A 25,337-nucleotide genomic window follows, 5' to 3' on the forward strand; every position below is an offset into this window, starting at 1 on the left:
GGGCGCGGGCGCGGCGGCGTCGAGGGCCTCGTCGGCGCTCGCGTCGGTGGGCGGCACCGGCATGGCCTGCGGCGGCGTGGCCGGCGTCGGCATGGCGGCGGCCTGGGCCTCGATCGCGGCGAGCATCGTCGGATCGGGGCGTGTGTGCAGGCCCTGCATGTAGCTGGCCAGCGCCTCGATCTCCTCGTCGGTCAGCGACTTGGCGACCGAGGCCATGACGTTGAACAGGTGCTTGTCGGCCTCGAGGGTCTCGCCCTCGCGGTAGGTGTACAGGCGCGCGGAGCTGTACCAGGCCTGCTGGCCGCCGACGTGCGGATACGCCGGACCCGGATTGCCGGCGCCGGCGGGACCGTGGCAGGCCATGCACGCGGGAATGCCGCGGCCTGCGTCGCCGCTGCGGAAGAGCTTCTGGCCGATCTCGTAGAACTTCATGCCCGCGTAGGGGCCGGTCTCGACCATGGCGTCGTCGGCGATGCCGGCACCGCTGGTCTGCTGGGCGAAATGCGCCCCGAGATCGCGCATGTCCTGGGCGCTGAGCGGCTGCGCGAAGGGCTGCATCAGCGGACTCAGACGCTCGCCGCTCTTGAACAGCGCGAGCTGATGGGCGACGTAGCGCTCGCTCTGGCCGGCGATGCGCGGATACAGCGTGGGATCGATGTCGGCGTTGCCGTCGAGGCCGTGACAGGCGGCGCAGGCACCGGCCAGCTGGGCGCCCCTCTGCGGATCCCCCGGCTGCGCCTTGGCCAGAGCGGCGACCGTGTTGGCGTCGAGTGCCGTGGTTTCCACCGGCGGCGCGTCGGGCAGCGGCTGGACGGTGGACTGGGCGAACGCGACAGCACCGACCACGAGGACGGCAAGACCGGCGATACCAAAGGCGCGAGCGTGGCGCATTGCTGGGCTCCGAGATCTTCGACGCGGCGGCCGGACGTTGCCGGGCCACGAGTTCCGAAAGTATGTGTGGCGGGGTCGGGCCGGTCAAACGCCTTCCGGACGCCGCGGTGCCGACCGTGCCAAGCTATCGCGATGTCGAATCCATTTGCCCGCGCCGGCTATCTGCTGGCCGCCCACACTCCGCAGCAGCTGCCCCCCGACGGCGGCTTCGAGGTCGCGTTCGCCGGCCGCTCCAATGCCGGCAAGTCCAGCGCGCTCAATGCGCTGTGCCAGCAGAACGCGCTGGCGCGCGTGTCGAAGACTCCCGGCCGCACCCAGCAGCTGGTGTTCTTCGATGTCCCGCCGTACGACAACAGGTTCCTGGTCGACCTGCCGGGTTACGGCTACGCCAAGGTGCCGCGCAATCTGCAGGCGCACTGGCAGGCGTTCCTGGCGCAGTACTTCCGCGAGCGCGAGGCGCTCAAGGGCCTGGTGGTGGTGATGGACATCCGCCATCCGCTCAAGGACTACGACCGGCAGATGATCGCCTTCGCCGTCGAGCACGGCATGCCGGCGCACGCCCTGCTGACCAAGGCCGACAAGCTCGGCCGCGGGGCGGCCGGCAACACGCTGCAGGCGGTGCGCAAGGACCTGCAGTCCGAATACGGCGACAAGGTCAGCGTGCAGACGTTCTCGGGCGAGTCGAAGGTGGGAGTCGACGAGGCGCGCAGCGTGATCGCGCGCTGGCTGGAGATCGGCGGCCAGCGCGGCTGAGCCCGGCTACCGCCACGCGGCGAATGGCGCCGCCCGGCGATGCGCGGGACGTCGAACAGCGCATCGCCGATGCGCAGCGGTGGACCCACGTCCGGACACGGGGCGCCGCGCGGAGGGCGCCACGTCCGTTCCGGGCGACGGGGTGGTCGAGATAGCGGCCGCGCCGGCGCCGGTGCGCGGCCACACGGGGAACACTGCGACACCGTCGGCGGGGCCGACATCCACCGGCGGGCCGCTTATAGTGCCGGCCTGCGGGCCTCGCCCGAGTGCGAGTCCGGAACCTTGTCCAGCCCCAGCCACGTCGCCGACACCCCGATCACCGACCGCGCGACCCTCGTCGCCGTGCTCGCCTCCGGCGAGAAGCCGCGTGCCGACTGGCGCATCGGCACCGAGCACGAGAAGTTCGGGTTCCGCCTCGACGATCTGCGTGCGCCCGCGTTCGACGGGGATCGCGGGATCGAGGCGCTGCTGCGCGGGCTCACCCGGTTCGGCTGGGAGGCCGTGGATGAAGGCGGGCGCACGATCGCGCTGCTCAAGGACGGCGCCTCGGTCACGCTCGAGCCGGCCGGGCAGCTGGAGCTCTCCGGCGCGCCGCTCGAGTCGATCCACGACACCTGCAGCGAAGTCGGTGCGCATCTGTTCGAGGTCAAGAGCGTCGCCGACGAACTGCGTCTCGGGTTTCTGGGCATGGGCTTCCAGCCCAAGTGGCGCCGCGAGGACATGCCGTGGATGCCCAAGGGCCGCTACAAGATCATGCGTGCCTACATGCCCAAGGTCGGCGATCTGGGCCTCGACATGATGACGCGGACCTGCACGGTGCAGGTCAATCTCGACTACGCGTCCGAAGCCGACATGGTGAAGAAGTTCCGCGTGTCGCTGGCGCTGCAGCCGGTGGCGACGGCGCTGTTCGCCGACTCGCCGTTCACCGAAGGCCGGCCCAACGGGTATCTGAGCTACCGCTCGCACATCTGGACCGATACCGACGCCGACCGCACCGGCATGCTCGACTTCGTGTTCGAGGACGGCTTCGGCTACGAGCGCTACGTCGACTACCTGCTCGACGTGCCGATGTACTTCTCCTACCGCGACGGCGTCTATCACGACGCCAGCGGGCAGAGCTTCCGCGACTTCCTGCGCGGCGAACTGCCGGCCCTTCCGGGCCGGCTGCCGACGCTGCGCGACTGGTCCGATCACATGACGACGGCGTTCCCGGAAGTGCGGCTGAAGAAGTACCTGGAGATGCGCGGCGCCGACGGCGGGCCCTGGAACCGGCTGTGTGCGCTGCCGGCGTTCTGGGTGGGCCTGCTGTACGACGACGCGGCGCTGGATGCGGCCTGGGATCTGGTGCGCGACTTCACGATGGCCGAGCGCAACGCGCTGCGCGACGACGTCCCGAAGCATGCGTTGAAGACGCCGTTCCGCGGCGGCACCCTGCGGGATCTCGCGGTCGAGGCGCTGAAGATTTCGGCCGGTGGCCTGCAGCGGCGCGCGCGCCTCAACAGCCGCGGCCAGGACGAGCGCGTGTTCCTCGACACCCTGATCGAGATCGCCGAATCCGGCCAGACCCCGGCCGAACGCAAGCTCGAACTGTTCCACGGCGCCTGGCAGGGCGACATCGACCGCGTGTTCCGCGAGTTCGCGTACTGAATCCGTCGCGGGCGGCGGGTGCGCCGGGCGGCGCACCCGCGTGCCTTCACATCCGGCGCGCTTCGAGAATCCGACCGTCAGCCACCAGCTGCGGCAGTTCGCGGCGATAGACCTCGATCTTCTCGTCCTCGTCCCAGTTGATCTCGGCCTGGTCGCCGCGCAGTTCGTTGATCGCGCCGCGCGGTTTCGGCCAGGCGCCGGTCTCGGTGTTGAGCGTGATCCGCTCGTCGTCGACCGCGATCACGCGCATCAGGCCGTAGGCGGCCTCGCCCGTGGCCGGGCCGGAGAAATCGACGCCGGAGAAGTGGGTCAGCTCGGCGGCATAGACGTCACCGACCTGCGGTGCCGCGAGCACCGGGTCGAGTGCCGCCGTCGCTTCGGCTGCCGTGGCATCTGTGCCCGGCGCGGCGGGGACGTTCTGCCCCGAGCAGGCGGCCAGGGCCGCCGCGATCGCCAGGCCCGCCAGGGGGCGTGTCACCGTCGAACTTCGATTCCGCATGTCGTGGTCCTGCATCCGTGTTGGGAAAAGGGCGCCGTGCAGACGCCGGCGCCGGGAGCATGGCGCAGGCCGCATTCATCGACAAGCGGCCACCCGCCCCGGGCGGGCCGGCGTCTGAAGACGGCGTCGCGGCCGTCTGAACACGCTGCGCTACTCTGCGTCGATGAAACCGACCTCCGACACGCCGCTGCGCGATCACCTCGGCTTTGCCGACACCGACACCCTGTTGCGCGACGACGTGCGCCGTCTCGGCGCGATGGTCGGGCAGATGCTGGCCGAGCAGGGCTCGCAGCGGCTGCTCGACGAAGTGGAGGCCGTGCGTCGCGCCGCGATCGAGCGGCGCGAATCCGGGCGGCCGGTCGATGCCCTGGCCGATGCGCTGGCGCAGGTGCCCACCGACGATGCCGAGGCGCTGGTGCGCGCGTTCGCCGCCTACTTCGGCGCAATCAATCTCGCCGAACGCGTGCACCGCATCCGCCGGCGCCGGGACTACCAGCGCGCCGGCGACGCGCCCCAGCCGGGTGGCCTCGAAGCGGTGCTGCGCGCGTTGAAGGACGACGGCGTCGAGCTCGACGAATTGCAGGCCTGTCTCGCCCGTCTGCACATCGAGCCGGTGTTCACCGCGCACCCCACCGAAGCCATCCGCCGCGTGTTGCTGGAGAAGGAGCGCACCATCGTCGAGCGGCTGATCGCGGACATCGACCGCGACCGCACGCCGACCGAGCGCCGCGCCGACGATGCACGCATCGTGCTGGCGCTGACGTCGTCGTGGCAGACCTCCGAAGCGCCGGCGCGCAAGCCCACCGTGGGCGACGAAGTCGAGCATGTCGGCTACTACCTGTCGAACGTGCTGTACCGGGTGCTGCCGGTGTTCTACGAGGCCCTGGGCGATGCGATCGAGCGCGTCTACGGCACGCGCCCGGCGCTGCCGCAGGTGCTGCGTTTCGGCACCTGGGTGGGCGGCGACATGGACGGCAATCCCAACGTCAACGCCGACACCATGCGCGCCGCGCTGGGCGCCCAGCGCGCCCAGGCCCTGGCCCAGTACCGCCGCGACCTGCGCGCGCTCGGCAACGTGCTCACCCAGACCCTGGGCCGCGCCGGGATCGACGAGGCCGTGCTCGCCCGGGTCGACGCCTACCGCCGCAGCGTGCCCGGCGCGGAGTCGGTGCTCAATCCGCGCCATGCCGACATGCCGTACCGGCGCCTGCTCGATCTGATGCGCGCGCGCCTGGCGGCCACCGATGCCGACCATCGTGCGGGCTATGCCGATGCGGTGGAGTTCGTCGACGACCTGCGGCTGATCGAAACCAGCCTGCGCGCGCATCGCGGCGAGAACGCGGGCCTGTTCGCCCTCGAGCGTCTGCTGTGGCGCGCGCGGACATTCGGGTTCCATCTCGCCGCGCTCGATCTGCGCCAGGACTCGGCGGTGCACGACGAGGTGCTCGGCCAGCTCGACGGCAGCGACTGGACCGCGCGTGACGTCGAGGCGCGCGTGGCGCGCCTGCACGCGATGCTCGACGCGCCGCCGAAGCCCGCCGACGCGGCCGCCCACGACACCGTGGCCTCGACGCTCGGGGTGTTCCGGGCGGTCCTGGACCTGCGCCGCAGCCATGGCGCCGCGGCGACCGGGCTCTACATCATCTCGATGGCGCGCAGCGCGGCCGACGCGCTGGCGGTGCTGGCCCTGGCGCGCATCGCCGAGTGCACCGTCGACGGCGAAGTGCCGCTCGACGTCGCGCCCCTGTTCGAAACCGTCGACGATCTGCAGGCCGCGCCCGAGGTGATGCGCCAGTTGTTCGACGATCCACGCTACCGCCGCCATCTCGCCGCGCGCGGCGACCGGCAGACGGTGATGCTGGGCTATTCCGACAGCGCCAAGGACGGGGGCCTGCTGGCCTCGCGCTGGGCGCTGCAGCGCACCCAGGTCGAACTCACCGCGCTGGCCCAGTCGGCCGGCGTGCGCATCATGTTCTTCCACGGCCGGGGCGGTTCGGTCAGCCGCGGCGGCGGCAAGACCGAGCGTGCGGTGATCGCCGCGCCGCGCGGCTCGGTCGACGGCAGTCTGCGCGTGACCGAGCAGGGCGAGGTCATCCATCGCAAGTACGGCATCCGTGCGCTGGCGCTGCGCAACCTGGAGCAGTCGACCGCCGCGGTGATCCGCGCCACGCTGCGACCGCGCCCGACCGATCCGCGTGAAACGAGCTGGCGCGACATGGCCGCCGAACTGGCCGATGTCTCGCGCGCGCACTACCGCGCGCTGGTGCACGAGCGCGACGACTTCCCGGACTACTTCCGCGCGGCTACACCGATCGATGTCATCGAGCGCCTGCAGATCGGCTCCCGGCCCTCGCGGCGGCGCGATGGCGGCATCGGCAACCTGCGCGCCATTCCCTGGGTGTTCGCCTGGGCCCAGAACCGCTCCGGCCTGACCGGCTGGTACGGCCTCGGCACGGCCCTGCAGCACGGCATCCGCACGTTCGGCCAGCAGGCGATGACCGAAATGGTGCGCGACTGGCCGTTCGCGCGCGCCGCGCTCGACGATGTCGAGATGCTGCTCGCCAAGACCGACATCGCGATCTTCGAACGCTACTCGCAGCTGGCCGGCGAGGCGCATGGCGAATTCTTTCCCGGCATTCTCGACGAGTGCTTGCGGACCCGCGATGCGATCCTGCTGCTGAAGAGTCAACAGGTGCTGCTGGCCGACGACTACCGGCTGCAGCTGTCGATCCGCCTGCGCAACCCCTACGTCGACCCGATCAGCCTGTTGCAGGTCGAACTGCTGCGCCGATGGCGCGAAGGCGGACGCGAGGACGAGGCCCTGCTGCGCGCGCTGGTGTCGACGGTCAACGGCATCGCCGCCGGCATCCAGAACACCGGTTGAGGCGTGCGCGACGGGCGCTTTGCAGCGGACGTCTCACGTGATGGCGGGCGCGCTCCGTCGTGGCCCGGCACACCCCGCGCACTGAGCCGGCCCCGTGGGTCGGCCACCCCGCGCAGACCCAGCCCGGTGTCGACGAGTACCCGCCGGGCTGCGGTTTCCACCAGCAGGCAATGACAGGTCAGGGGTCCGCGCTCGACGATGCCCGGCGCTGCGTCCGTCCATGAGCCGTCCGCCGAGCGGGCAGGTCGAGATGCCATTGAGAGGGTGGACGCGCATGTTCGCTTCCGGCGTGAACGGCACGACCCTCGACACAGGCCGGTCACCGGCGAGTGAGCGCGGGCTGTGCGCGCCTCGTGCACGCTGCAGGCCGTGCCGCCTGCAGTGCGCTCATGCGGACCGCATCGATGCCGAATGTCGCGGATCGCCGGCGCTGGGCCGGCGAGTCGGTGCGTCCACGTCGTAAACCAAATCGCGAGCGACTCGGCGGAGAGGCGGTTCCGGGACTGCCTGCCGGGGAGGGCATCGGCCTGGACGCGGCAGATCGCCTGATGCGCCGCCGCGCTCGCGACGGCATCCAGGATGTCGACACGTGGCGGCGAAGCGCCGGCGACGCGTTGCAGGCATCGGATGCGGGGCCGGGATGTCGCCGGAATCGCCGGCGGTGTTGGCGCCTGCGGTCGGTGTCGGCAGGCGGCGGACACCGCAGACGCCGCAGACGCCGCGCGCGATCGCATTCGCATCGGCGTCCGTTGACGCCTCGCCATGCATCCCGCCGGGGCCGCGCGCGGCGCGACGCCCGGCCGTTGCAGCCGGACGCCGCGGCGACGGCGTCACGTCGCCTGGGCAGCGTCCTGGTTGCCGCCGGATTCCGCCAGCATCGTCAGCTTGGCATCGGTGGCCTTCTCTTCTTCCAGCGTTTCCTGCAGCAGTTTGATCGCATCGGTGTAACCGAGCTGCTTGGCGAGCGCGCAGATCGTGCCGTAGGACGCGATTTCATAGTGCTCGACCTTCTGCGCGCCACCGATCAGCGCGGCATCGCGCAGCGGCCCCTTCTCGATCTCGTCGATGACCTCCTTGCTCTCTTCCACCAGACCCTCCATCGCGGCGCACTTGATGCGCTTGAGACGGATGCCGAGCAGGTCCACGACCTGGTCGAGGCGTTCGATCTGCCCTGCCGTCTCCTCGAGATGGGCTTCGAAGGCGGCGGCGAGATCGGGGTTGCTGGACGCGCGGACCAGGCGCGGCAACGCCTTCGAGATCTGCCGCTCGGCGGAGTGGATGTCGGAAAGTTCGTGGACGAAGAGATCTTCGAGTGTCTTGACCGCCATGGGGGAACTCCTGTGCGTGGGAGCGGGGATTGGAAGCAAGCCACCGTGAGCCATGTGTGAGCCACGGCGGCCGGACGGCGTCCGCTCGTGCATCCCCGTCGCGGTGTCCCGTCGGGGCGCCGGTCCACCTCATTGCGATCCAGCGCGCGGGGTGGGCGCGCGAGACCCGGCCGGGTGCTCGGTGCGTGGATGCCCGGCGTCGGTATCCATCACGGAGGCGTCGCCGCGCGCATGTGCACGCGCGCGCGAACCGCGGCCGATCTGCAGGCGCGGGTTGCGGCGTGTATACTCCCCCCCACTACACCTCCGCGCGTGCCGCCGTGCCTCACAGTCCCGAAGAAAAGAAGCGCGTCCTGCTCCGCGTGCGCCGGATGCGCGGACAGCTCGAAGCCCTCGAACGTGCGCTCGAAGCTGGGGCCGACTGCGCGCCGGTGCTGCAGCAGCTCGCCGCGCTGCGCGGCGCGGTCAACGGCCTGATGTCGGGCGTGCTCGAAAGCCATCTGCGCGAAACGCTGGGGCCCGACGACGCCTCGCCGACCGCGCGCCAGGCCGGCATCGACGATGCCGTCGCGCTGGTCCGGTCGTATCTCAGATAACCCCCGTCGGCGCATCGCGCCGCGCCACCCTTCCAACGGAGCCGCCCATGAAATCCCGTGCCGCCGTCGCCTTCGCCGCAGGCGAACCCCTGAAGATCGTCGAGATCGATGTCGCCCCGCCGCAAAAGGGCGAGGTGCTGGTCAAGATCACCCATACCGGCGTCTGCCACACCGACGCGTTCACGCTGTCGGGCGACGATCCGGAAGGCATCTTCCCGAGCGTGCTCGGCCACGAAGGTGCGGGCATCGTGGTCGAAGTGGGCGAGGGCGTGACCTCGCTCGCGCCCGGCGACCACGTCATCCCGCTGTACACGGCCGAATGCCGCGAGTGCAAGTTCTGTCTGTCGGGCAAGACCAACCTGTGCCAGAAGGTGCGCGCCACCCAGGGCAAGGGCCTGATGCCCGACGGCACCACGCGCTTCTCCTACAACGGCGAGCCGATCTACCACTACATGGGCTGCAGCACCTTCAGCGAATACACCGTGGTCAACGAGATCTCGCTGGCGAAGATCCATCCCGAAGCCAACCCGGAGCAGGTCTGCCTGCTCGGCTGCGGCGTCACCACCGGCATCGGCGCGGTGCACAACACGGCCAAGGTCAAGGCCGGCGACACGGTGGCGGTGTTCGGGCTCGGCGGCATCGGCCTGGCGGTGATCCAGGGCGCGGTGCAGGCCGGCGCCAGCCGCATCCTCGCCATCGACACCAACCCCGGCAAGTTCGAACTCGCGACCTCGATGGGCGCGACCGACTGCATCAACCCGAAGGACCACGACAAGCCGATCCAGGAGGTCATCGTCGAGATGACCGACGGCGGTGTCGATTTCTCGTTCGAGTGCATCGGCAACGTCCACGTGATGCGCGCCGCGCTCGAGTGCTGCCACAAGGGCTGGGGCGAGAGCGTCATCATCGGCGTCGCCGGCGCGGGCCAGGAGATCAGCACGCGGCCGTTCCAGCTGGTGACCGGGCGCGTGTGGCGCGGCTCGGCCTTCGGCGGCGTCAAGGGCCGCACGCAGCTGCCGGGCATGGTCGAGGACGCGATGGCGGGCCGCATCGATCTCGAGCCCTTCGTCACCCACACCATGGGGCTGGAGCAGATCAACGAGGCCTTCGACCTGATGCACGAAGGCAAGTCGATCCGCTCGGTGATCCATTACTGAGACGCCGGCATGCGGGCATCGATCGGGGATTCGAACGCGCGGATCTCCGGTTCCGATGCTGTCCATGCACTTGAAGGACTGATCGCCGGCCAAGAGGAGTCAATCGGCAATGGCGGAATTCCAGATCCAACGCGTCGAACACCGGGCCTGTTTCGGCGGCTGGCAGGACGTGTACGAGCACGCCTCCAGGTCGCTCGGCTGCACGATGCGTTTCGCGGTGTATCTGCCGCCGCAGGCCGAAGGTGCGATGTTGCCGGTGCTGTACTGGCTGTCGGGGCTGACCTGCAGCGAGCAGAACTTCATCACCAAGGCCGGTGCCCAGCGCTATGCCGCCGAGCATGGCGTGATCCTGGTCGCGCCCGATACCAGCCCGCGGGGTGACGACGTGCCCGACGCCGACGGCTACGACCTCGGCAAAGGCGCGGGCTTCTATGTCGATGCGACGCAGGCGCCGTGGGCCACGCACTACCGCATGTACGACTACGTGGTGAACGAACTGCCCGCATTAATCGAGGCGCAATTCCCGGTCCGCGATGCGCGCGCGATCAGCGGGCACTCGATGGGCGGCCACGGCGCACTGGTGATCGCACTGAAAAATCCGGGCCGCTACCGCAGCGTGTCGGCCTTCTCGCCGATCGTCGCGCCGAGCCAGGTGCCCTGGGGCGAGAAGGCCTTCGGCGCCTATCTCGGCGACGACCGCGCCGCATGGCGCGCCTACGACGCCACTGCGCTGGTGGAGACCGCGCGCGAGCGTCTGCCGCTGCTGATCGACCAGGGAGATGCCGACGAATTCCTCGACGACCAGCTCAAGCCGCACCTGCTGAAGGCGGCGTGCGAAGCCGTCGGCCATCCGATCGAATTGCGGATGCAGCCCGGTTACGACCACAGCTACTACTTCATCCAGAGCTTCATCGGCGAGCACATCGCGCATCACGCCGCGTCGCTGCACCGCTGAGTCCGGATCGGCCGCCGTCGCGCAGCGGTGGCCGATCAAGCGGCTGCCGGCGTAGGCTTCCAGGCTCCTCCAGCCGAGTCCGCCCATGCCTCGCCACCCGACCCGGAGCACCCGCATCGTCGGCGTGCTCGCCCTGTTGTGGAACCTCGTGGGGGTCGCCGCCTTCCTGATGCAACTGGTGCTTCCGGCCGAGGCGCTGCAGGCGATGTCGCCCGAGCGCCGCGCCGTCCACGAGGCCACGCCGGCGTGGCTGTACGTGTTCTACGGGCTGGCCACCTTCGGTGGGGTGCTGGGTGCGCTGGGCCTGTTGCTGCGCCGGCGCTGGGCTGCACCGGTGTTCCTCGTGGCGCTGCTGGCCCTGTTGCTGCAGATCGTCGCCGGCTATGCCACGACGCCGGCCTGGGCGCTCGGCGGTGTCGCCAGCCTCGGCTTTCCCGTGCTGCTGGTGGGCGTGGCGATCGCGCTGCTGCTGTTCGCCCGGCGCATGGCCGCGCGCGACATCCTGCGTTGACGCTCAGCCGCGGAGGCTGACGTCCGTGTAGGCGAAACGGGCGTCGCGCAACACCGTTCTGCCGCGGACCAGCCCCAGCGGCTGCGCGAACATCGGCCCGGCGTGTACGCAGGTATGGAATTCGCCGTGCTCGCCGCAGGGGTCGATGCCGGCTGGCAGCGCGGCCAGCAGGGCGGCGTCGAAGTCGCGGCCGGCGAACGCGGGATCGAGCTGCCGGGTGTCGACGCAGCACACGATCGCGCGCAGCCCGCCGGCCTGCATCGCGCGCGCGAGGGCGCCGGTGTCGGCATCGAACAGCGGAAACAGCGGTCGCCACCCCAGACGGGCGCACAGGGCCTCGCGCCAGGCGCGGATGTCGGCGAGCAGCAGGTCGCCGAAGGCGATCGTCGACACGCCCGGCCACCGCACCTGCGCGCGCAGCAGCGCATCGGCGAATGCGACCTCGTAGCCCGCGTTGTCGACCCCGGCCGGGATGCGCGCCTCGATCACCTCCAGCCCCGCGGCACGCGCCTGCGCGTGCAGCACCTCGACGCGGATGCCCTGCATCGAAACGCGCTCGTCGCCCGCGGTGATCGTCGTGACCAGCCCGACGACCTCGACATCGTCACGCTGGCGCAGCCGGTGCAGCGTCCAGGCCGCGTCCTTGCCGCCGCTCCAGGACAGCAGCACCGGCGTGGGCGATGGCGCGGAGTGCGTGCTCAGGTGGCCCGCACGTCGCGCAGCTCCCAGGCGCCGCCGGCCAGCAGGCGCAGGCGGTGCTTGAGGATGGTGCTGGAGATCGAGGTATCGACGGTCAGGTCGATGCCCAGATCGCGTTGCTCGCCGGTGACCCGCGCCGTGGGATCGACGATGCCGAGCGCCGGGTCGACCTCGTCCGGCTCGACCTGTGCATCGCGCCAGCGGGCGAACAGTGCATCGCTGCGCAAGGCGGCCTGCACTTCTTCGGCGATGCCCTCGGGGCCCTGTGCACGCAGCGCGTAGTCGCCGGATGCGCGGGCCTTGTCGGTGTCGGGAACTCGGATCAGGTAGCGGGTGCTCATACGCGGTTCGTCTGCGATCGAAGCCCGCAGCCTAGCAACCGGCCGCGTTAGAAATCCGTCATGCGGCCCGGGCGGGCCGCGCCCACCGCCGCGCAGCGGACCTGCGGTTCACCTGCGACGCGGACAGGCTCAGGCGAAGCTGTGCGGCGGCGCGGCAAAGCCCACCGTCAGCGAGCCGGCGCCGACGTTGACCATGCCGGTCAGGCTCATCACCGTTTCGAAACGCTCGACGTTGTGCGCCTCGCAGGCCTCGACCAGCGCCGTGTAGCCCGGCAGTGCATGCAGCTGCGCCAGTTCGCCGCCGTAGCTCAGACACAGTGTCGGGGTCAGCAGGCCGGCGCGCACGCGCTCGGCGGCGAAGGTCAGCAGTTTCTCGGCCGCTGGCTCGAAGCCGCGGATCTTGCCGACCGGGCCGGTGTCGCCGCGATGGCAGTGCAGGATCGGCTTGATGTCGAGCGCGCCGCCGATCAGTGCGGCGAGCAGGCTCACGCTCTTGTCGCCGCGATGCTTGATGCGTGCACGCAGATAGCCGAGATCACGCGGCACCATGTAGGCGTAACTGCGCTCGGCGAGAAATTCGAGACGGGTGCGGATCTCCGGCGCGGTCGCGCCCGCGTCGCGCAGGCGCACCGCTTCCACCGGCAGGATGCCCTGGCCGGCGAACACCTGCTGCGAATCCACGATGCGCAGTGCGAACGGCGTGGTGTGCCCGGCCGCCGCCCGGATGGGCTTGTACTCGTTGAGGATCGCGAAGCTCGCGTGGGTGGCGTTGTCGTGGATCTGGCTGCGGCTGCGGGTGATCGTCAGGCAGAACACGTAGTCGTAGTCGACCACCAGTTCGTCGAGGAACAAGGCCTTGATCTGCTCGGACGGATAGGCCGCGGTCTCGGCCGTGTGGCCGCGCTCGGCGACGTGGGCCTCGACGAAATCCAGCGTGGCGCGTTCGTCGCGCAGGTCGACGAAGCGCGTCTCGCCGATGCGCACGGTGACCGGCAACAGTTTGACGTTGTGGGCCTCGAGCCACGCGGGCGGCAGATCACAGGCCGAGTCGACGACGATTCCGATACGCATGAAGCCCTCCCGAGGCACGCGCGCTGTACGCCGCCGCTCGCCTGTCCCGGTGTGTCGACGGGCGGAGGGCGCCACGCCGTCCGCGGACGCACTGTACGCGATCCGTGACGCCGGTCTCCATATGCCGCCGCGTGCGGTTCAGCGCGAGGCCGGGCGCGGGCGTCGACCGGCGCGCTGGGCCGCGAGGAAGGCGCGCATCGAGGCCGGCTTGACCGGCTTGGTCAGCACCCGGTAGCCGCGGATGCGCGCGGCCTGCTTCAGCGTGTCGCTGCCGTCGGCGGTCAGCAGCGCGCCGGGCACCTCGGGCGCCATGCCGCGCAGCATGTCGAGGGTGTCGAGACCGTCGTGGCGGTCGTGCAGGTGGTAGTCGACCAGCAGCACGTCCGGGGCCTCGTCCATGCGCTCGATCGCCTCGTCGATGGTCTTGGCGCACAGCGGCTCCACCCCCCAGCGCCGCAACAGCGCCCGCATGCCGGCGAGGATGTCGTCGTCGTTGTCGACGCACAGCACGCGCAGGCCACGCAGCGACTCGTCCTGCAGTGGCGCGGCCGGCGGGGCCACCGGCAGGATCGCCTGGCTGCTGCGCGGCACGGTGATCGCGAACATGCTGCCCTGGCCGACCCGCGAGCGCGCATCGAGCGTGTGCCCGAGCAGGCGCGAGATGCGCTGGCAGATCGACAGCCCGAGGCCGAGGCCGCGGCCGTCCCAGTCGAAGGTCTGCTCGTAGCGGTGGAACTCGTCGTAGATCTGGCTCATGTGGTGCTCGGGAATGCCCGGGCCGGTGTCCCACACCTGCAGCGCGATCGTGTCGCCACGCCGGCGCGCCGCCAGCACGATGCGTCCGCTGCGCGTGTAGCGCAGCGCATTGGCCAGGAAGTTCTGCAGCACCCGGCGCAGCAGGCGGCGGTCGCTGCGCACGGGCGTGGGCGGGGCGTGCAGACGGATCTCGATCTGCCGGGCCTGGGCCATCGGTGCGTACTGGCCGGCGAGCTGGCGCAGGAGTTCGGCGGCGTCGAAATCGGTGATCTCGGGTTTGAGCGCGCCGGCGTCGAGACGCGAGACGTCGAGCAGGCCGTCGAGCAGCTCCTCGGCCGCGCGGAGCGACGTGTCGATGCGCTCGGCGAAATGCTTCTGGTCGGCGATGTCCTGGCTTTCGCGCAGCGCCGAGGTGAACAGTCGCGCGGCATTGAGCGGTTGCAGCACGTCGTGGCTCACCGCGGTGAGGAACCGAGAGCGCGATTCCTGCGCGGATTCGGCCTCGCGCGTGCGTTCGGTGACCCGCTGCTCCAGGGTCTCGTTGATCTCCATCAGCTCGCGCTCGGCACGCTTGTAGTCGGTGACGTCGCTGTAGCTCGTGGCATAGCCGCCGCCGGGCAGCGGCTGGCCGCGCAGCTCGATGACCTGGCCGTTGCCGAGCACGCGCTCGGAGACGTGCGGCGAGCCGGCACGCATGTAGGCGATGCGCTTGTCGATCTCGGTGTCGATGTCGATGGCATCGCGCGGCCCGAGCTCACCGCGCTCGGCGTTGTAGCGGATCAGATCCGCCACCGGACGGCCGACGTAGAGCATGTTGTCGGGATAGCCGAACAGGCGCTGGTAGCTGCGGTTCCACGCCACCAGGCGCATCGTGCGGTCGACCACGCTGACCCCGTGATCGATGTTCTCCAGCGTCGAGGACAGCACCTCGCGGTTGAAGCGCAGTTCCTGACCGGCCTCGTCAAGCATCGCGACGACCTCGTCGACCTCCATGCCCGAGCCCTTGAGCGCACTGGTCATCAGCAGGCGCGCCGAGGACGCGCCCACCGCGGCGGCGAGCTGGCGCTCGGTGAACTGCAGCCAGGTACGGTCGGCCGCGGCGTTGAGCACCAGGGGCCGGTCGACCGTGACGGCGTACTCGTCGAACACGCGGCGCGCGGTGCGGTCGCCGACGATGCGACCGGTCAGCGTGAGCAGGTCGCCGATGCTGACGTTGCCGTTCCAGTCCTCGGCGGCGAAGGTGCGGCGCTCGGCATACGGATCGAGAAACGGCGCCGCACGCAGGCGTTCGTCGAGCGTGGGGCGCCAGCGCGCCGAGACCAGCAGCAGCGCGCCCACGTTGAACAGCAGCGACCAGAACGTCCCGTGGGTCAGCGGGTCCCAGCCGCCGAGGCCGAACAGCGCCCGGGGACGCAGCCAGCCCAGACCCAGCGGCCCGTCCACCATCCAGGCCGGATCGAGCAGGCCGGATTCGGTGAGCTTGGGCAGCAGCAGCGTATAGCCCCAGACGCAGAAGCCGAGCAGCAGGCCGACTTCGACGCCGCGGCGGCTGGCGCCTCGCCAGTACAGCCCGCCGATCAGCGCCGGAGCGAACTGCGCGACCGCGACGAAGGCCATCAGCCCGAACGCCGCCAGCGTGGTCTCGTTGCCGCTGGTGCGGTAGTAGATGTAGGCCAGTGCCGCCAGGCCGACGATCGCGCCGCGCCGCACCCACAGCACCGTCGATGCGACGTTGCCGCCGTGACGCTCCGCATAGCCCCGGCGCAGCAGCAGCGGCATCACCAGGTCGTTGCTGATCATCGTCGCGAGCGCGACCGACGACACGATGACCATGCCGGTCGCCGCCGAGAAGCCGCCGATATAGGCGAACAGGGCGAGCAGGTCGGCGTTGTCGGCCATCGGCAGGGCCAGCACGAAACTGTCGGGCGCCACCGGCCCCTCGCGGCCGAACAGCGCCACGCCGGCGCTGGCGATCGGCAGCACCATCAGGCAGATCACCACCAGATAGCCGCCGAACAGCCAGCGCGCGCGGCGGATGTCGCGCACGTCGCCGCACTCCACCACCGCCACGTGGAACTGGCGCGGCAGGCAGATGATCGCCGCGAACGCGAGCAGGCATTGCACCGCGAAGCTCGACGGCGGGGCGTGGGCGATGAGCGCATGGGTGGCGTCGGCCAGCGGCAGCGCGTTGCGGCCGAGCCACGCCACCGCGAACACGCCCACCGCCACCAGCGCGACCAGCTTCACCAGAGACTCGAGCGCGACCGCCAGCATCATGCCGGGGCGGTGTTCGGTGGCATCGACGGTGCGCGTGCCGAACAGGATCGCGAACAGCGCCATCAGCGCGGCGACATAGAACGCCGGATCGCCGAACGGCGTGACCGGATCGTCCGGCCCGCCGAGCACGCCGAGGCTGATCGCCACCGCCTTGTACTGCAGCGCCAGGTACGGCACCGCGGCGACCAGCGCGATCAGCGCCACCATCGCCGCCAGCCGCTGCGAGCGCCCGTAGCGCGAGGCGATGAAGTCGGCGATCGAGACCGTGTTCTGCGACTGCGCGATCAGCGCCAGGCGTTCGAGGATGCGCCAGCCGAACAGCAACAGCAGCAGCGGGCCGATGTAGATGGGCAGATAGCCCACGCCCTGGCGCACCGCGGTGCCCACCGCGCCGTAGAACGTCCACGACGAACAGTAGACCGCCAGCGCCAGGCTGTAGACGGCCGAGCGCAACCACGGCCGATCGGTGTAGAGCGCGCGCCGGTCGCCGTACCACGCCACGCCGAACAGCAGCGCGGCATAGCCCAGCGACACCAGAAGCAAGACCCAACCCGGCAACATGCCGCTCCCCGCAGTGCGATCGGGCAAGTGTACGGGCGCGCTGCAGGGCGGCCCAGAGCGCGGGGCCGTCCGGCCCCGGCGCGCGTCGCGATCAGCCCGGCGCGGCCATGCTGCGGTCCTTGCCCTCGCGCTTGGCGCCGTACATCGCCAGGTCCGCGCGCTTGAGCAGCGACTCGAAGCTCTCGCGCGGCCGCGACAGTGCAACGCCCGCGCTGAAGGTCATCGCGATGCGCACGCCGTCGTGGACCACCGGGCGGTGGATCAGCACCGTGCGCAGCCGGGCCAGCGCCGCCAGCGCGTGCGGAATCGTCGTGGCCGGCATCAGGATCACGAATTCCTCGCCGCCGAAGCGGCCGACCACGTCGCTGTCGCGCAGGGTCAGCCGGGCGATGTCGGCGAAGTGGCGCAGCGCGGCGTCACCGCCGAGATGGCCGTGGATCGCGTTGAGCCGGCGGAAATCGTCGAGATCGGCCAGCGCCATGCACAGCGGCCGTTCGGCCCGCGCGCGCTTGGCCTCGCGCTCGAAGGCCTCGTCGAAGCCGCGGCGATTGAGGCAACCGGTCAGCTCGTCCTCGCGGGCCAGGCCCGCGGCGTCGTTGAGCTTCTCCTCCAGCTGCAGGATGCGCCGCTCGCTCTCCTCGAGCTCGCGCCGCGCCGCCACCAGGTCGTCGCGTGCGCGGATCGCGCGGGCCTGGATCCGCCCGGTGTCCTCGAGCACGGCGTCGAGCACCCCGTTGAACTCGGCGATGCTGCGCGCCTCGCGGATCTTCGTCGCATGACCGGCCAGGCGGTCCTGGTACTCGCCCGTGTGCGCCGCCATGCCGTCGAGCCGCTCGACGAAGGTGCCCAGCATCGAGCGCATCGCGACCTTCGACTCGTCGATGCCCTTCTTCAGTTGCCCCTGGCGGAACAGCACCTGGCGCAGCCCGGCGCGGGCCTCTTCCATCGTGGTCTTGTCCATCGGGCCGGCGAGCAGGCCGCGGATCTGGTCGATCTGGCCGTGCAGCCAGCTGCCGCCGTCGAGCAGTTCCCCGACGTTTTCCAGCAGCAGGTCGAACAGGCTGATCAGCAGCGAGATCTGTTCCTCGGTCTCCTGGGTGTGCACCCCGACGCGGTGGCACAGGTCGGTCAGGCGCCGGCCCAGGGGTTCGAGGTCGTCCCCCGGCGTCCAGCTGCGGAAGCCCGATGCCAGCGCGATCGCCTCGTCCGCCATGCGCGGATCGTTGCGCAACAGGGCGGCCAGGGCCGCGCCCAGGGTGTGGCGCAGCAGGTCGCGGAGCCGCGCGGCATCGCCGGCGCTGGGGGGCGGCGTGTCCAGCTCGACGTAGCGCACGTACTTGTCGATGAGCTGGCGCATCGCGCGGCCGTAGGCCGGCCAGTCGCCGCCCGCGTAGGCGGACTGCAGATAGCGGCCGAGCTGGCCGAGTTCGTCGTGCAGCCCGGCGACACCGTCGGCGAACGCCGAGAGCAGGCGCGTGGGCTCGTCGGCGCCGGCGAACAGGGTGAGCAGCGCCTGGGAGCCGATCGCACCGTCGCGCCCACGCGCCGGCCCGCGCGTGGCGCGGTCGGAGGCGGCGGTCGGGTCGGTCGGCTTGGTCATGGGTCTGGCACTGGGGACGGTTCCGTCCCGGCTGGGCGACGCAGCCGCGCCCCGGGACTCCGTCTTATCGGCCGCGAAGCCGCGCGCTTGACCCCCTCGCCCCGGTTACACGCGAGGCCCGCACACCGCCCGGCCCGGCCGTGGCCTCAGTAGCGGGGCACGCTGCCGTCGACGGTGTCGCTCCAGGCGTCGATGCCGCCGGCGACGTTGAAGACCCGGGTGAAGCCCTGGTTGCGGAAATGCTCGGCCGCCTGCTGGCTGCGGCCGCCGTGGTGGCACAGGAACGCCAGCGGGGTGTCCTTGGGCAGCTGCTGCAGGCGGGTGATGCCGTCGCCGTCGAGCACCTCGAACGGACGCGCGACGCGCGCCGTGGCGCGTTCGTCCGGCGGCCGCACGTCGACCAAGGTCAGCGTGCCCGCCGCCAGGCGGTCATCGGCCTCGGCCGGGCTGATGTCCTGGACCGGCTTGGGGGCGTTCGGATTGTCGATGACCAGGCCGCGGCCGCGGATGTCGTCGGCGAAATCGATCGTCATGCCCTCGGCGCGGCGTGCGCCGCCGAGGTCGAACTGCACGTCGATGCCGTCGGCCCGGGCGACGATCGCACCCGGATTGCGCGGCGCCAGCTGCAGCCGCGTGCGGAAGTTCTTGTCGATGTCGACCTGCAGCACGTAGTCGCCGCCGGCATCGGCCACGGCCTTGGCGACCATCTCGCGCGCGGCCGGCGTGATCGTGATCGACGGCGGGGTGCGGTCCGGCGGGGCGACGCCGAACAGGCCGTGCAGCTCGCCGCTGCCGACCATCTGCTCGATGATGTCGCTGCCGCCGACGAGTTCGCCGTCGACATAGAGCTGCGGGATCGTCGGCCAGTCGCCGTAGGCCTTGATGCCCTCGCGGATCTCGCCGTCCTCGAGCACGTTGACGTGCAGGTAGTCGACGCCGACCGCGTCCATCGCAGCCACGGCCTTGGCCGAAAAACCGCACTGCGGCGCCAGCGGCGAGCCCTTCATGAACAGCACGGCGCGATTGCCCTGGAGCAGGGTTTCGATGCGGGCGCGGAGGGCGGGGTCGAGGGCCATGGCGGTCTTCCGGTGAGCGTGGAAGGCCGACATGGTAGCGCGGGGGGGCATTTGCAAGCCTCTGGGGCGGTATTGGGGGGCGGCGTGTGGGCGTCGTCCTGTGGGGATCACTGCGTCCGGGCCGGCGTTCTCGCCCTGTCCGTCATTCCCGCGAGGGCGGGAATCCCGCGTCTTCAACGTTCGCACCAGAAGACACCGGATTGAACCGCCGTTCGGCTCGTGAAGCGCGCACTCGCTGCCGCGGAATGATGAGAAGCCAGGGTCGTGCTCGGACGTTTCCGGGTGCGGGCTTCGGCTGTGCATTGGCGTTGGCTTTGGGCTTGGCTCTTCTGCTGTTGCAGTGTCGAGCCGTAAAGCGAGCCGAGCATCGCAGGGCGGCCGGGCCGAAGAGCAGCCCATGTCTGAGCGCAGCGAGTTTGGGCTGCGTCACCGTGAAGGTGACAATGTGCCCGGTCGCCCGAGAAGCGCAGGGGCCCGCCGCGGTTGTATCACGGCGGATCGCGTCCGGCGATGGCGGTTTTGCTTACTTTTGACAAGACAAAAGTAAGCCGCGCGACAGCGCGGAAGCCCTGTCTTTGATTGTGCTTTAGCGAAGATCTGATTCGCAGAGCGGTGCGCTGAAATCGGAGAAGCGAAGCCAGTGCAGGGCTTTCGCCCGCTGCGCGTGCGAGTTCCTTTTTGACGGACCAAAAAGGAACCAAAAAGTCCCTTCGCCGGGCGCGAGCCGCCGCGGCTGCGCCGCGTCGGTCCCCTCCGCTCCTCGCCTGACGCGGCACGCAGCCCAAACTCGCTTCGCTCAGACATGGGCTGCTCTTCGGCCGCGTCAGACTCCGGTGCTCGGCTCGCTAAACGGCTCGAAAAATCAAAGGCTGACAGCCGAAGCCGAAGCCGAAGCCGAAGCCGAAGCCGACGCCAAAGCCAAAGGCAAAGGCAAAGGCAAACGGCGAGAGGCAAAAAAGCAAAGGCGAGAACAACGGTAAGGGTGGGATAAAAGCAGACCCGCGTCGCGCCCGACGCCGCACATTGTCACTTTCACGGTAACGCTGTCCGAGATCGCGGCGCTCGGATGTGCGGCCTTCGGCCGCGTCGGACTCCGGTGCTCGGCGCGCTGCACTGCTCGGGAGAGCAAGGCCGAAGACAAAACCCAAGGCGCTGGCAGCGGCAATGGCCGGAGTCGGGCAAAAAATCAATGTCCGGTCATATCGGGAAGCGCGCGGGTCACGGGCGGCGCATACGCCGGAGCGAATGCGCCGAGGTGCTCTCGATGAAACCGGTGTCGACGCGTCTGTCGATCGGTCGCGTGATCGACAGCGCGGATCGCCGTGCGTTGACCGCGAAGGCATCCAGGTCGGCGTCAAGAGACAGCCGACGCGGGCCAAAGAGGCACAAGGAAGTGAGCAGGAGTGGGAACAGACGGGACATACATGGCCCGGGCCGGCGCCGCCTCTGCAGTTCGGGCCTGAGCCGAGCCGGAAGTGGACAACGGCCGGTCGGCGCGTGATCCCGCAAGCGCGCGGCAAGAGGCGCGCGAAGCGATGGCATCATGCGCGCCATGTCGTCGCATCGTCCGCCCCGTTACCCGCGTCTCTGGCTGCCCCTGCTGATCGCCTCGCAGCTGGTGATCGCGTGGCTGTGGTGGCGGCTGGGCTGGCAGGTGGGGCTGCCGCTGCTGCTGGCCAGCCATGCGCTGTGCCTGTGGGGTGTGCTCGCGCCGTCGTCGCGGCTGTACGGGCCGGTGCTGACCCGGCTGACGGGCGACGGTGTGTGGCTGACCATCGACGACGGGCCGTCCGACGACACGCGCGCGGTGCTGGACCTGCTCGATGCGCACGGCGCCAAGGCGACGTTCTTTCTCGTCGGCGCGCGCGCCGAGGCGCGGCCGGAACTGGTGCGCGAGATCGCCGCCCGCGGTCACGACATCGGCAATCACTCGCACACCCATCCGCAGGCGCGTTTCTGGGCGCTCGGCCCGGCGCGCATGCGGCGCGAGATCGACGACGCCCAGGCCGCGCTCACCTGCATCACCGGCCGCGCACCGGTGTGGTTCCGCTCGGTGGTCGGCCACACCAATCCCTTCGTGCACGCGCCGCTGCGCGACGCCGGACTGGCACGTGTGGGCTGGAGCGCGCGTGGCTTCGATGCGGTGGAAGCGGACGTCGACAGGGTGATCGCGCGGATCGACGCCGACCTCGCGCCGGGCGCGATCGTGCTGCTGCACGAGGGCGCGAGGCACGGCCGCAACGTCGCCATGCTCGACGGCGTGCTCGCCCGTCTACGCTCGAAGGGGTTGCGCGCGGTCCTGCCCGTGGACGGCCCAAGACAGGCATAGGCTGGGAGCCGTGCCGCTGCGATGGCGCGCGTCGCCAGGTGCACGCCCGTGCACGCGTCCGAGACGGTTTGGAACCCGCAGGACTGCGGCAATCGCGGCCAAGGCCGCTCCCGCAGAGGCAGGTGTCCGGCCATCGCACAGCCCGCTTTGCGCGTGACCTGCAGGAACGCGCTCGCTCCTCAGGCGGTGCGCAGATACGCCAGCACCGACTGCACGTCGTCGGCTTCCAGCAGCAGCTCGGCCAGCGCGTGCTGGCCGGTCGAGGCAGCAGTGGCGGCCAACGCCGCGGCGCACAGGGTTTCGTTCCAGTCCGGCGTGGCCACCAGGCCGGCGAGCAGTGGCAGACGCGCGAGCGCGGTGACGTAGCCGTCGATCAGCGCATCGGGAATCTCCGCATCGTGCAGCGCGCGGGCGAGTTCGATGCTCGCCGGCAGCACGAAGTGGCTGGGCGTCGCCCGTTCGGGCGCTTCGGCCAGCGCGGCGACGATGTGGGGCACCGCGGCGAACGAGGCGGGATGCACGCGGCCTTCGTCGCACAGCGCCGCCCACAGCGAATGCCAGGGCTCGCTCTGCCAGGTTTCCTCGCCCACCCCATCGAGCTGGGCCAGCAACGCGGGAATGCCGCGCGCGCTGCCGCCGGCGCAGGTCAGGGTGGTCCACGACGGATCGTCCAGCGCCAGCATCGGCGCATCGGGCAGGCCGTCGCGGGCGGTCACGTGCGTTCGCCCACGATCAGCCAGTTGTTGAACGGCGTGTCGCCGTAGAGCGGGCGGAGCGTCGTGCGCAGGCCGGCGCCTTCGAGCTGCGTGCGCAGGCCGTCGGCCGTGGGGTAGCACTTGGCGCGCTCCTGCATCCAGCCGGCGAGATTCGCCAGCCGGTCGGTGATGCGGGTCGTGCGGCTGCGCGACGAGTCGTCGGCCAGGCCGCTGCGGATCACCAGGCGCGCACCGGGGGGCAGCATCGCAATCACGCTGTCGAGCAGTTCGCGCTGACGTTCGGGCGTCAGGTACTGCAGCACGTCGAGGATGGCGACGCTGCCGCGGTGATCGGGCATGCCGGCGCCGAGATCGAGCACGTCGAAGCGCACGTCGGCCAGGCCCGTGCGCGCGGCGACGTCGCGGCCGCGGCGGATCTTGGCCGCGTCGATGTCGACGCCGTAGAACGGCAGCGCCTGGCCGTCGGCGCGCAACGCGTGCGCCAGCAGGCCGAGCCCGCAGCCCAGGTCGAGCACCGGCGCCGTGGTCGGGCGCAGCGCCTGCAGCACGCCCGGATACAGCGGGTCGGTGCGCAGCTTGGTCAGCGTGTAGTAGTAGTCGTAACGGTTGCCGAGCACGTGGTTCGGCAGGAACGCACGCGCGATGCTGCGCGCGTCCTCGCGCGGAAACGGAGCGGTCGACAGCGGGGCGGCATCGTGGGTCGTCGTATTCATGCCCGAGACAATACGGCGCGGGCCACCGGCAGCGCCAGCTGCGTCCACGCCGCATGCAGCGCGGCCGAGGGGTGCAGGCCGTCGTCGGCGAGCATCTCCGGCTCGCCGCCACGCGCGCGGCTGACCGGCGCGATGTCGACGAAGGCGACGCCGCGTGCGGCGCAGATCGCCGCGGCGGCGGCGTTGTAGGCATCGAGTTCGCGCGCGATCGCCGCGGTGTCGCGGCCCGAATGCGCGCCGAACGGGGTGACGCCCCAGTCCGGAATCGCGAGCACGAACACGCGCGTCGCATCGCCACCGGCGAAGCCGATCGCGCGCGCGAGCAGCGCCTCGAACGCGGGCGCGTACGTGGCGACGTCACGGCCGCGGTACTGGTCGTTGACGCCGATCAGCAGGCTCACCAGATCGAACGGAGGCCGCAATGCCGCCGCATCGATCGCCGCGTCGAGTTCGTCGGTCGTCCAGCCGGTGGTCGCGACGATCCGCGGCGCGTCGATCGCGACGCCCTCGCCGCGCAGCGCGTCCGCCAGGCGCACCGGCCAGCGGTCCTCGGGCGCGATGCCTTCGCCGATGGTGTAGCTGTCACCGAGCGCGAGGTAGTGCGCGATCATCGCGCGGCACGCGCCTGGCGTGGCGTCAGCGGCACGACCTTGCGTGCCTCGCCGATGCGCCGCTCGAGCACCCGTTCGATGCGTGCGAAGACCTCGCGCAGCTGCGCCGGCTCGGGCAGCAGGGTCACCCGGAAGTGGTTGCGGTAGGGCACGTTGAAGCTGTTGCCGGGCACCACCAGCACGCCTTCGCTTTCCATCAGGTCCAGCGCGAACGCATGGTCGTCGAAGCCGGCCGCGACGTCCGCGGCGATGCCGGGAAATGCGTACAGCGCGCCGGCCGGCGTGTTGAGGGTGAGATACCGGCTCGCCGCGCAGGCCTCGACCACCGCACGCCGCGCCTCGTACAGCCGGCCGCCGGGCTGGCACAGCGGGGTGATCGTATCGACGCCGGTCAGCGCGGCCTCGATCGCGAACTGGCCCGGCACATTCGCGCACAGGCGCAATGCGCCGAGCAGATCCATCGCGTTGCGGAAATCGCGGCTGCGCGGCTCGCTGCCCGACAGCACCGCCCAGCCCACGCGCCAGCCGCAGGCCCGGTGCACCTTGGACAGGCCGCCGAACGACACGCAGGGCACGTCACCGGCGAGCGGCGCGATCGGTTCGAACGGCGCATCGTCGTAGGTGATGCCGTCGTAGATCTCGTCGCACAGCAACAGCAATTCGTGCTTGGCGGCGATCGCGACGATGCGCTCGAGCAGCGCACGCGGATACACCGCGCCGGTCGGATTGTTCGGGTTGATCAGCACGATTGCGCGCGTACGCGGCGAGACCAGCGCTTCGAGCGCATCGGGGTCCGGCAGGAAGCCGTTCTCCGCCTTGCACTGGTAGAACACCGGGCGGCCGTCGTTGAGGATCGTCGCCGCCGACCAAAGCGGATAGTCCGGCGAGGGCACCAGCACTTCGTCGCCGGGATTGAGCAGCGCACGCAGCGCGATGTCGATGAGTTCGCTGACGCCGTTGCCGACGAACACACGCTCGGCCGACACGGCCTGCGCACCGCGCGCGGCGTGATGCGCGGCGATGACCTCGCGCGCCACCGGCAGGCCCTGCTGGTGGGTGTAGGGGTCGGTGGCGTGGATGTGGTCGGCGATCGCGCGCTGCAGATGCTCGGGGGCGCGGAAGCCGAATGCGCCGGGGTTGCCGATGTTGAGTTTGATCAGTGTGCGCCCCTGCGCCTCGAGATCCCGCGCGCGCCGCGCCAGTTCGCCGCGGATCTCGTAGCGGACTTCGGACAGGCGTTCACGGGTTTTGAGGGGGGCGGACATCGGGGCGCTCGGCGCGGGGAATGTCGCCGGACTCTAGCCGAAAAGCCGCGCGCATGGGGCGCAGCGACGGCGTCCATCGGCCTGTCCGCAGGCGGCAGCAC

The 25,337-nt window shown here is 70.6% G+C and carries 22 protein-coding genes and 1 pseudogene; 8 read left to right on the forward strand and 15 right to left on the reverse strand.

Features of this window, described 5'->3' with window-relative positions:
- Positions 1-132: 132 nt before the first annotated feature.
- Positions 133-891, reverse strand: a pseudogene (locus tag PQS31_RS09590) (cytochrome c4); the annotation flags it as partial.
- 132 nt (positions 892-1,023) lie between these two features.
- Here PQS31_RS09590 and yihA point away from each other — a divergent pair.
- Both yihA and PQS31_RS09600 read left to right on the forward strand, forming a co-directional pair.
- The gene (yihA, locus tag PQS31_RS09595) at positions 1,024-1,644 is read left to right on the forward strand and encodes a ribosome biogenesis GTP-binding protein YihA/YsxC (protein ID WP_272762490.1); all 621 of its coding nucleotides are present in this window, start codon (positions 1,024-1,026) and stop codon (positions 1,642-1,644) included.
- Positions 1,645-1,926: 282 nt separating this feature from the next.
- A complete protein-coding gene (locus PQS31_RS09600; RefSeq protein WP_272762492.1) occupies positions 1,927-3,291 on the forward strand; it encodes a glutamate--cysteine ligase in 1,365 nt (454 codons plus the stop codon).
- A 46-nt stretch (positions 3,292-3,337) separates the two neighbouring features.
- Here the strand turns inward: PQS31_RS09600 and PQS31_RS09605 are convergent, their stop codons facing one another.
- The gene (locus PQS31_RS09605; RefSeq protein WP_272762493.1) at positions 3,338-3,769 is read right to left on the reverse strand and encodes a hypothetical protein; all 432 of its coding nucleotides are present in this window, start codon (positions 3,767-3,769) and stop codon (positions 3,338-3,340) included.
- Positions 3,770-3,953: 184 nt separating this feature from the next.
- Here PQS31_RS09605 and ppc point away from each other — a divergent pair, with 184 nt between their 5' ends.
- A complete protein-coding gene (ppc, locus tag PQS31_RS09610) occupies positions 3,954-6,674 on the forward strand; it encodes a phosphoenolpyruvate carboxylase (RefSeq protein WP_272762494.1) in 2,721 nt (906 codons plus the stop codon).
- Positions 6,675-7,504: 830 nt separating this feature from the next.
- Here the strand turns inward: ppc and PQS31_RS09615 are convergent.
- Positions 7,505-8,002, reverse strand: coding sequence for a ferritin-like domain-containing protein (locus tag PQS31_RS09615; RefSeq protein WP_272762495.1), 498 nt, complete (start codon positions 8,000-8,002; stop codon positions 7,505-7,507).
- 320 nt (positions 8,003-8,322) lie between these two features.
- Between PQS31_RS09615 and frmR the strand changes: the two genes are divergently transcribed.
- The 4 genes from frmR to PQS31_RS09635 all read left to right on the forward strand — a co-directional run bounded on the left by frmR (position 8,323) and on the right by PQS31_RS09635 (position 11,221).
- The gene (gene frmR, locus PQS31_RS09620) at positions 8,323-8,598 is read left to right on the forward strand and encodes a formaldehyde-responsive transcriptional repressor FrmR (RefSeq protein WP_272762531.1); all 276 of its coding nucleotides are present in this window, start codon (positions 8,323-8,325) and stop codon (positions 8,596-8,598) included.
- Positions 8,599-8,645: 47 nt separating this feature from the next.
- Positions 8,646-9,755, forward strand: a complete 1,110-nt coding sequence (locus PQS31_RS09625; RefSeq protein WP_272762496.1) for an S-(hydroxymethyl)glutathione dehydrogenase/class III alcohol dehydrogenase — start codon at positions 8,646-8,648, stop codon at positions 9,753-9,755.
- A gap of 124 nt (positions 9,756-9,879) precedes the next feature.
- On the forward strand, positions 9,880-10,710 hold the full coding sequence (gene fghA / locus PQS31_RS09630) for an S-formylglutathione hydrolase (protein WP_272762532.1): 831 nt from the start codon (positions 9,880-9,882) through the stop codon (positions 10,708-10,710).
- 85 nt (positions 10,711-10,795) lie between these two features.
- Positions 10,796-11,221, forward strand: coding sequence for a hypothetical protein (locus PQS31_RS09635; protein WP_272762497.1), 426 nt, complete (start codon positions 10,796-10,798; stop codon positions 11,219-11,221).
- A gap of 3 nt (positions 11,222-11,224) precedes the next feature.
- Here PQS31_RS09635 and PQS31_RS09640 read toward each other — a convergent pair whose 3' ends face one another.
- The 8 genes from PQS31_RS09640 to PQS31_RS09675 all read right to left on the reverse strand — a co-directional run bounded on the left by PQS31_RS09640 (position 11,225) and on the right by PQS31_RS09675 (position 21,024).
- Positions 11,225-11,890 carry an ATP-binding protein gene (locus PQS31_RS09640; protein WP_272762498.1) on the reverse strand — a complete coding sequence of 222 codons (666 nt, stop codon included), beginning with the start codon at positions 11,888-11,890 and terminating at the stop codon, positions 11,225-11,227.
- Between the two features lie 29 nt (positions 11,891-11,919).
- Positions 11,920-12,261 carry a hypothetical protein gene (locus PQS31_RS09645; protein ID WP_272762499.1) on the reverse strand — a complete coding sequence of 114 codons (342 nt, stop codon included), beginning with the start codon at positions 12,259-12,261 and terminating at the stop codon, positions 11,920-11,922.
- 129 nt (positions 12,262-12,390) lie between these two features.
- A complete protein-coding gene (locus PQS31_RS09650) occupies positions 12,391-13,332 on the reverse strand; it encodes a DegV family protein (protein WP_272762500.1) in 942 nt (313 codons plus the stop codon).
- 138 nt (positions 13,333-13,470) lie between these two features.
- Entirely contained in the window at positions 13,471-16,926 is a 3,456-nt protein-coding gene (locus PQS31_RS09655; protein WP_272762501.1) for a PAS domain-containing hybrid sensor histidine kinase/response regulator, read from the reverse strand.
- A 91-nt stretch (positions 16,927-17,017) separates the two neighbouring features.
- Positions 17,018-18,526 carry a GGDEF domain-containing protein gene (locus PQS31_RS09660; RefSeq protein WP_272762502.1) on the reverse strand — a complete coding sequence of 503 codons (1,509 nt, stop codon included), beginning with the start codon at positions 18,524-18,526 and terminating at the stop codon, positions 17,018-17,020.
- A gap of 146 nt (positions 18,527-18,672) precedes the next feature.
- Complete coding sequence (gene grxD, locus PQS31_RS09665) at positions 18,673-19,602, reverse strand: Grx4 family monothiol glutaredoxin (protein WP_272762503.1); 930 nt, start codon at positions 19,600-19,602, stop codon at positions 18,673-18,675.
- Between the two features lie 845 nt (positions 19,603-20,447).
- Positions 20,448-20,792 (reverse strand): hypothetical protein, encoded by a 345-nt coding sequence (locus PQS31_RS09670; RefSeq protein ID WP_272762504.1) that lies wholly within the window; start codon positions 20,790-20,792, stop codon positions 20,448-20,450.
- A 28-nt stretch (positions 20,793-20,820) separates the two neighbouring features.
- On the reverse strand, positions 20,821-21,024 hold the full coding sequence (locus PQS31_RS09675; protein ID WP_272762505.1) for a hypothetical protein: 204 nt from the start codon (positions 21,022-21,024) through the stop codon (positions 20,821-20,823).
- Between the two features lie 130 nt (positions 21,025-21,154).
- Between PQS31_RS09675 and PQS31_RS09680 the strand changes: the two genes are divergently transcribed.
- Positions 21,155-21,931, forward strand: a complete 777-nt coding sequence (locus tag PQS31_RS09680) for a polysaccharide deacetylase family protein (RefSeq protein ID WP_272762506.1) — start codon at positions 21,155-21,157, stop codon at positions 21,929-21,931.
- Between the two features lie 179 nt (positions 21,932-22,110).
- Here PQS31_RS09680 and PQS31_RS09685 read toward each other — a convergent pair whose 3' ends face one another.
- The 4 genes from PQS31_RS09685 to PQS31_RS09700 are packed head-to-tail and all read right to left on the reverse strand — an operon-like array spanning position 22,111 to position 25,236.
- Positions 22,111-22,647 carry a hypothetical protein gene (locus PQS31_RS09685; RefSeq protein WP_096207830.1) on the reverse strand — a complete coding sequence of 179 codons (537 nt, stop codon included), beginning with the start codon at positions 22,645-22,647 and terminating at the stop codon, positions 22,111-22,113.
- Complete coding sequence (locus PQS31_RS09690) at positions 22,644-23,360, reverse strand: class I SAM-dependent methyltransferase (protein WP_272762507.1); 717 nt, start codon at positions 23,358-23,360, stop codon at positions 22,644-22,646. The genes PQS31_RS09685 and PQS31_RS09690 overlap by 4 nt, the downstream gene beginning before the upstream one ends.
- On the reverse strand, positions 23,357-23,971 hold the full coding sequence (locus PQS31_RS09695; RefSeq protein WP_272762508.1) for a GDSL-type esterase/lipase family protein: 615 nt from the start codon (positions 23,969-23,971) through the stop codon (positions 23,357-23,359). Before PQS31_RS09695 ends, PQS31_RS09690 begins: the two co-directional genes overlap by 4 nt.
- Positions 23,968-25,236 (reverse strand): aminotransferase class I/II-fold pyridoxal phosphate-dependent enzyme, encoded by a 1,269-nt coding sequence (locus tag PQS31_RS09700; protein WP_272762509.1) that lies wholly within the window; start codon positions 25,234-25,236, stop codon positions 23,968-23,970. The genes PQS31_RS09695 and PQS31_RS09700 overlap by 4 nt, the downstream gene beginning before the upstream one ends.
- Between the last annotated feature and the right edge of the window lie 101 nt (positions 25,237-25,337).

This window comes from Luteimonas sp. BLCC-B24, from assembly GCF_028550595.1.
Classification (GTDB): Bacteria; Pseudomonadota; Gammaproteobacteria; order Xanthomonadales; family Xanthomonadaceae; genus Luteimonas.

What these genes read in the sequence shown, in the direction of transcription:
- yihA (WP_272762490.1), top strand. Translation starts at nt 1,024, where the DNA reads ATGTCGAATCCATTTGCCCGCGCCGGCTATCTGCTGGCCGCCCACACT.
- PQS31_RS09680 (WP_272762506.1), top strand. Translation starts at nt 21,155, where the DNA reads ATGTCGTCGCATCGTCCGCCCCGTTACCCGCGTCTCTGGCTGCCCCTG.
- PQS31_RS09695 (WP_272762508.1), bottom strand. Translation starts at nt 23,971, where the DNA reads ATGATCGCGCACTACCTCGCGCTCGGTGACAGCTACACCATCGGCGAA.
- grxD (WP_272762503.1), bottom strand. Translation starts at nt 19,602, where the DNA reads ATGGCCCTCGACCCCGCCCTCCGCGCCCGCATCGAAACCCTGCTCCAG.
- PQS31_RS09615 (WP_272762495.1), bottom strand. Translation starts at nt 8,002, where the DNA reads ATGGCGGTCAAGACACTCGAAGATCTCTTCGTCCACGAACTTTCCGAC.
- PQS31_RS09675 (WP_272762505.1), bottom strand. Translation starts at nt 21,024, where the DNA reads ATGTCCCGTCTGTTCCCACTCCTGCTCACTTCCTTGTGCCTCTTTGGC.
- PQS31_RS09690 (WP_272762507.1), bottom strand. Translation starts at nt 23,360, where the DNA reads ATGAATACGACGACCCACGATGCCGCCCCGCTGTCGACCGCTCCGTTT.
- PQS31_RS09655 (WP_272762501.1), bottom strand. Translation starts at nt 16,926, where the DNA reads ATGTTGCCGGGTTGGGTCTTGCTTCTGGTGTCGCTGGGCTATGCCGCG.
- PQS31_RS09625 (WP_272762496.1), top strand. Translation starts at nt 8,646, where the DNA reads ATGAAATCCCGTGCCGCCGTCGCCTTCGCCGCAGGCGAACCCCTGAAG.
- PQS31_RS09645 (WP_272762499.1), bottom strand. Translation starts at nt 12,261, where the DNA reads ATGAGCACCCGCTACCTGATCCGAGTTCCCGACACCGACAAGGCCCGC.
- PQS31_RS09650 (WP_272762500.1), bottom strand. Translation starts at nt 13,332, where the DNA reads ATGCGTATCGGAATCGTCGTCGACTCGGCCTGTGATCTGCCGCCCGCG.
- ppc (WP_272762494.1), top strand. Translation starts at nt 3,954, where the DNA reads ATGAAACCGACCTCCGACACGCCGCTGCGCGATCACCTCGGCTTTGCC.
- PQS31_RS09660 (WP_272762502.1), bottom strand. Translation starts at nt 18,526, where the DNA reads ATGACCAAGCCGACCGACCCGACCGCCGCCTCCGACCGCGCCACGCGC.
- PQS31_RS09635 (WP_272762497.1), top strand. Translation starts at nt 10,796, where the DNA reads ATGCCTCGCCACCCGACCCGGAGCACCCGCATCGTCGGCGTGCTCGCC.
- PQS31_RS09700 (WP_272762509.1), bottom strand. Translation starts at nt 25,236, where the DNA reads ATGTCCGCCCCCCTCAAAACCCGTGAACGCCTGTCCGAAGTCCGCTAC.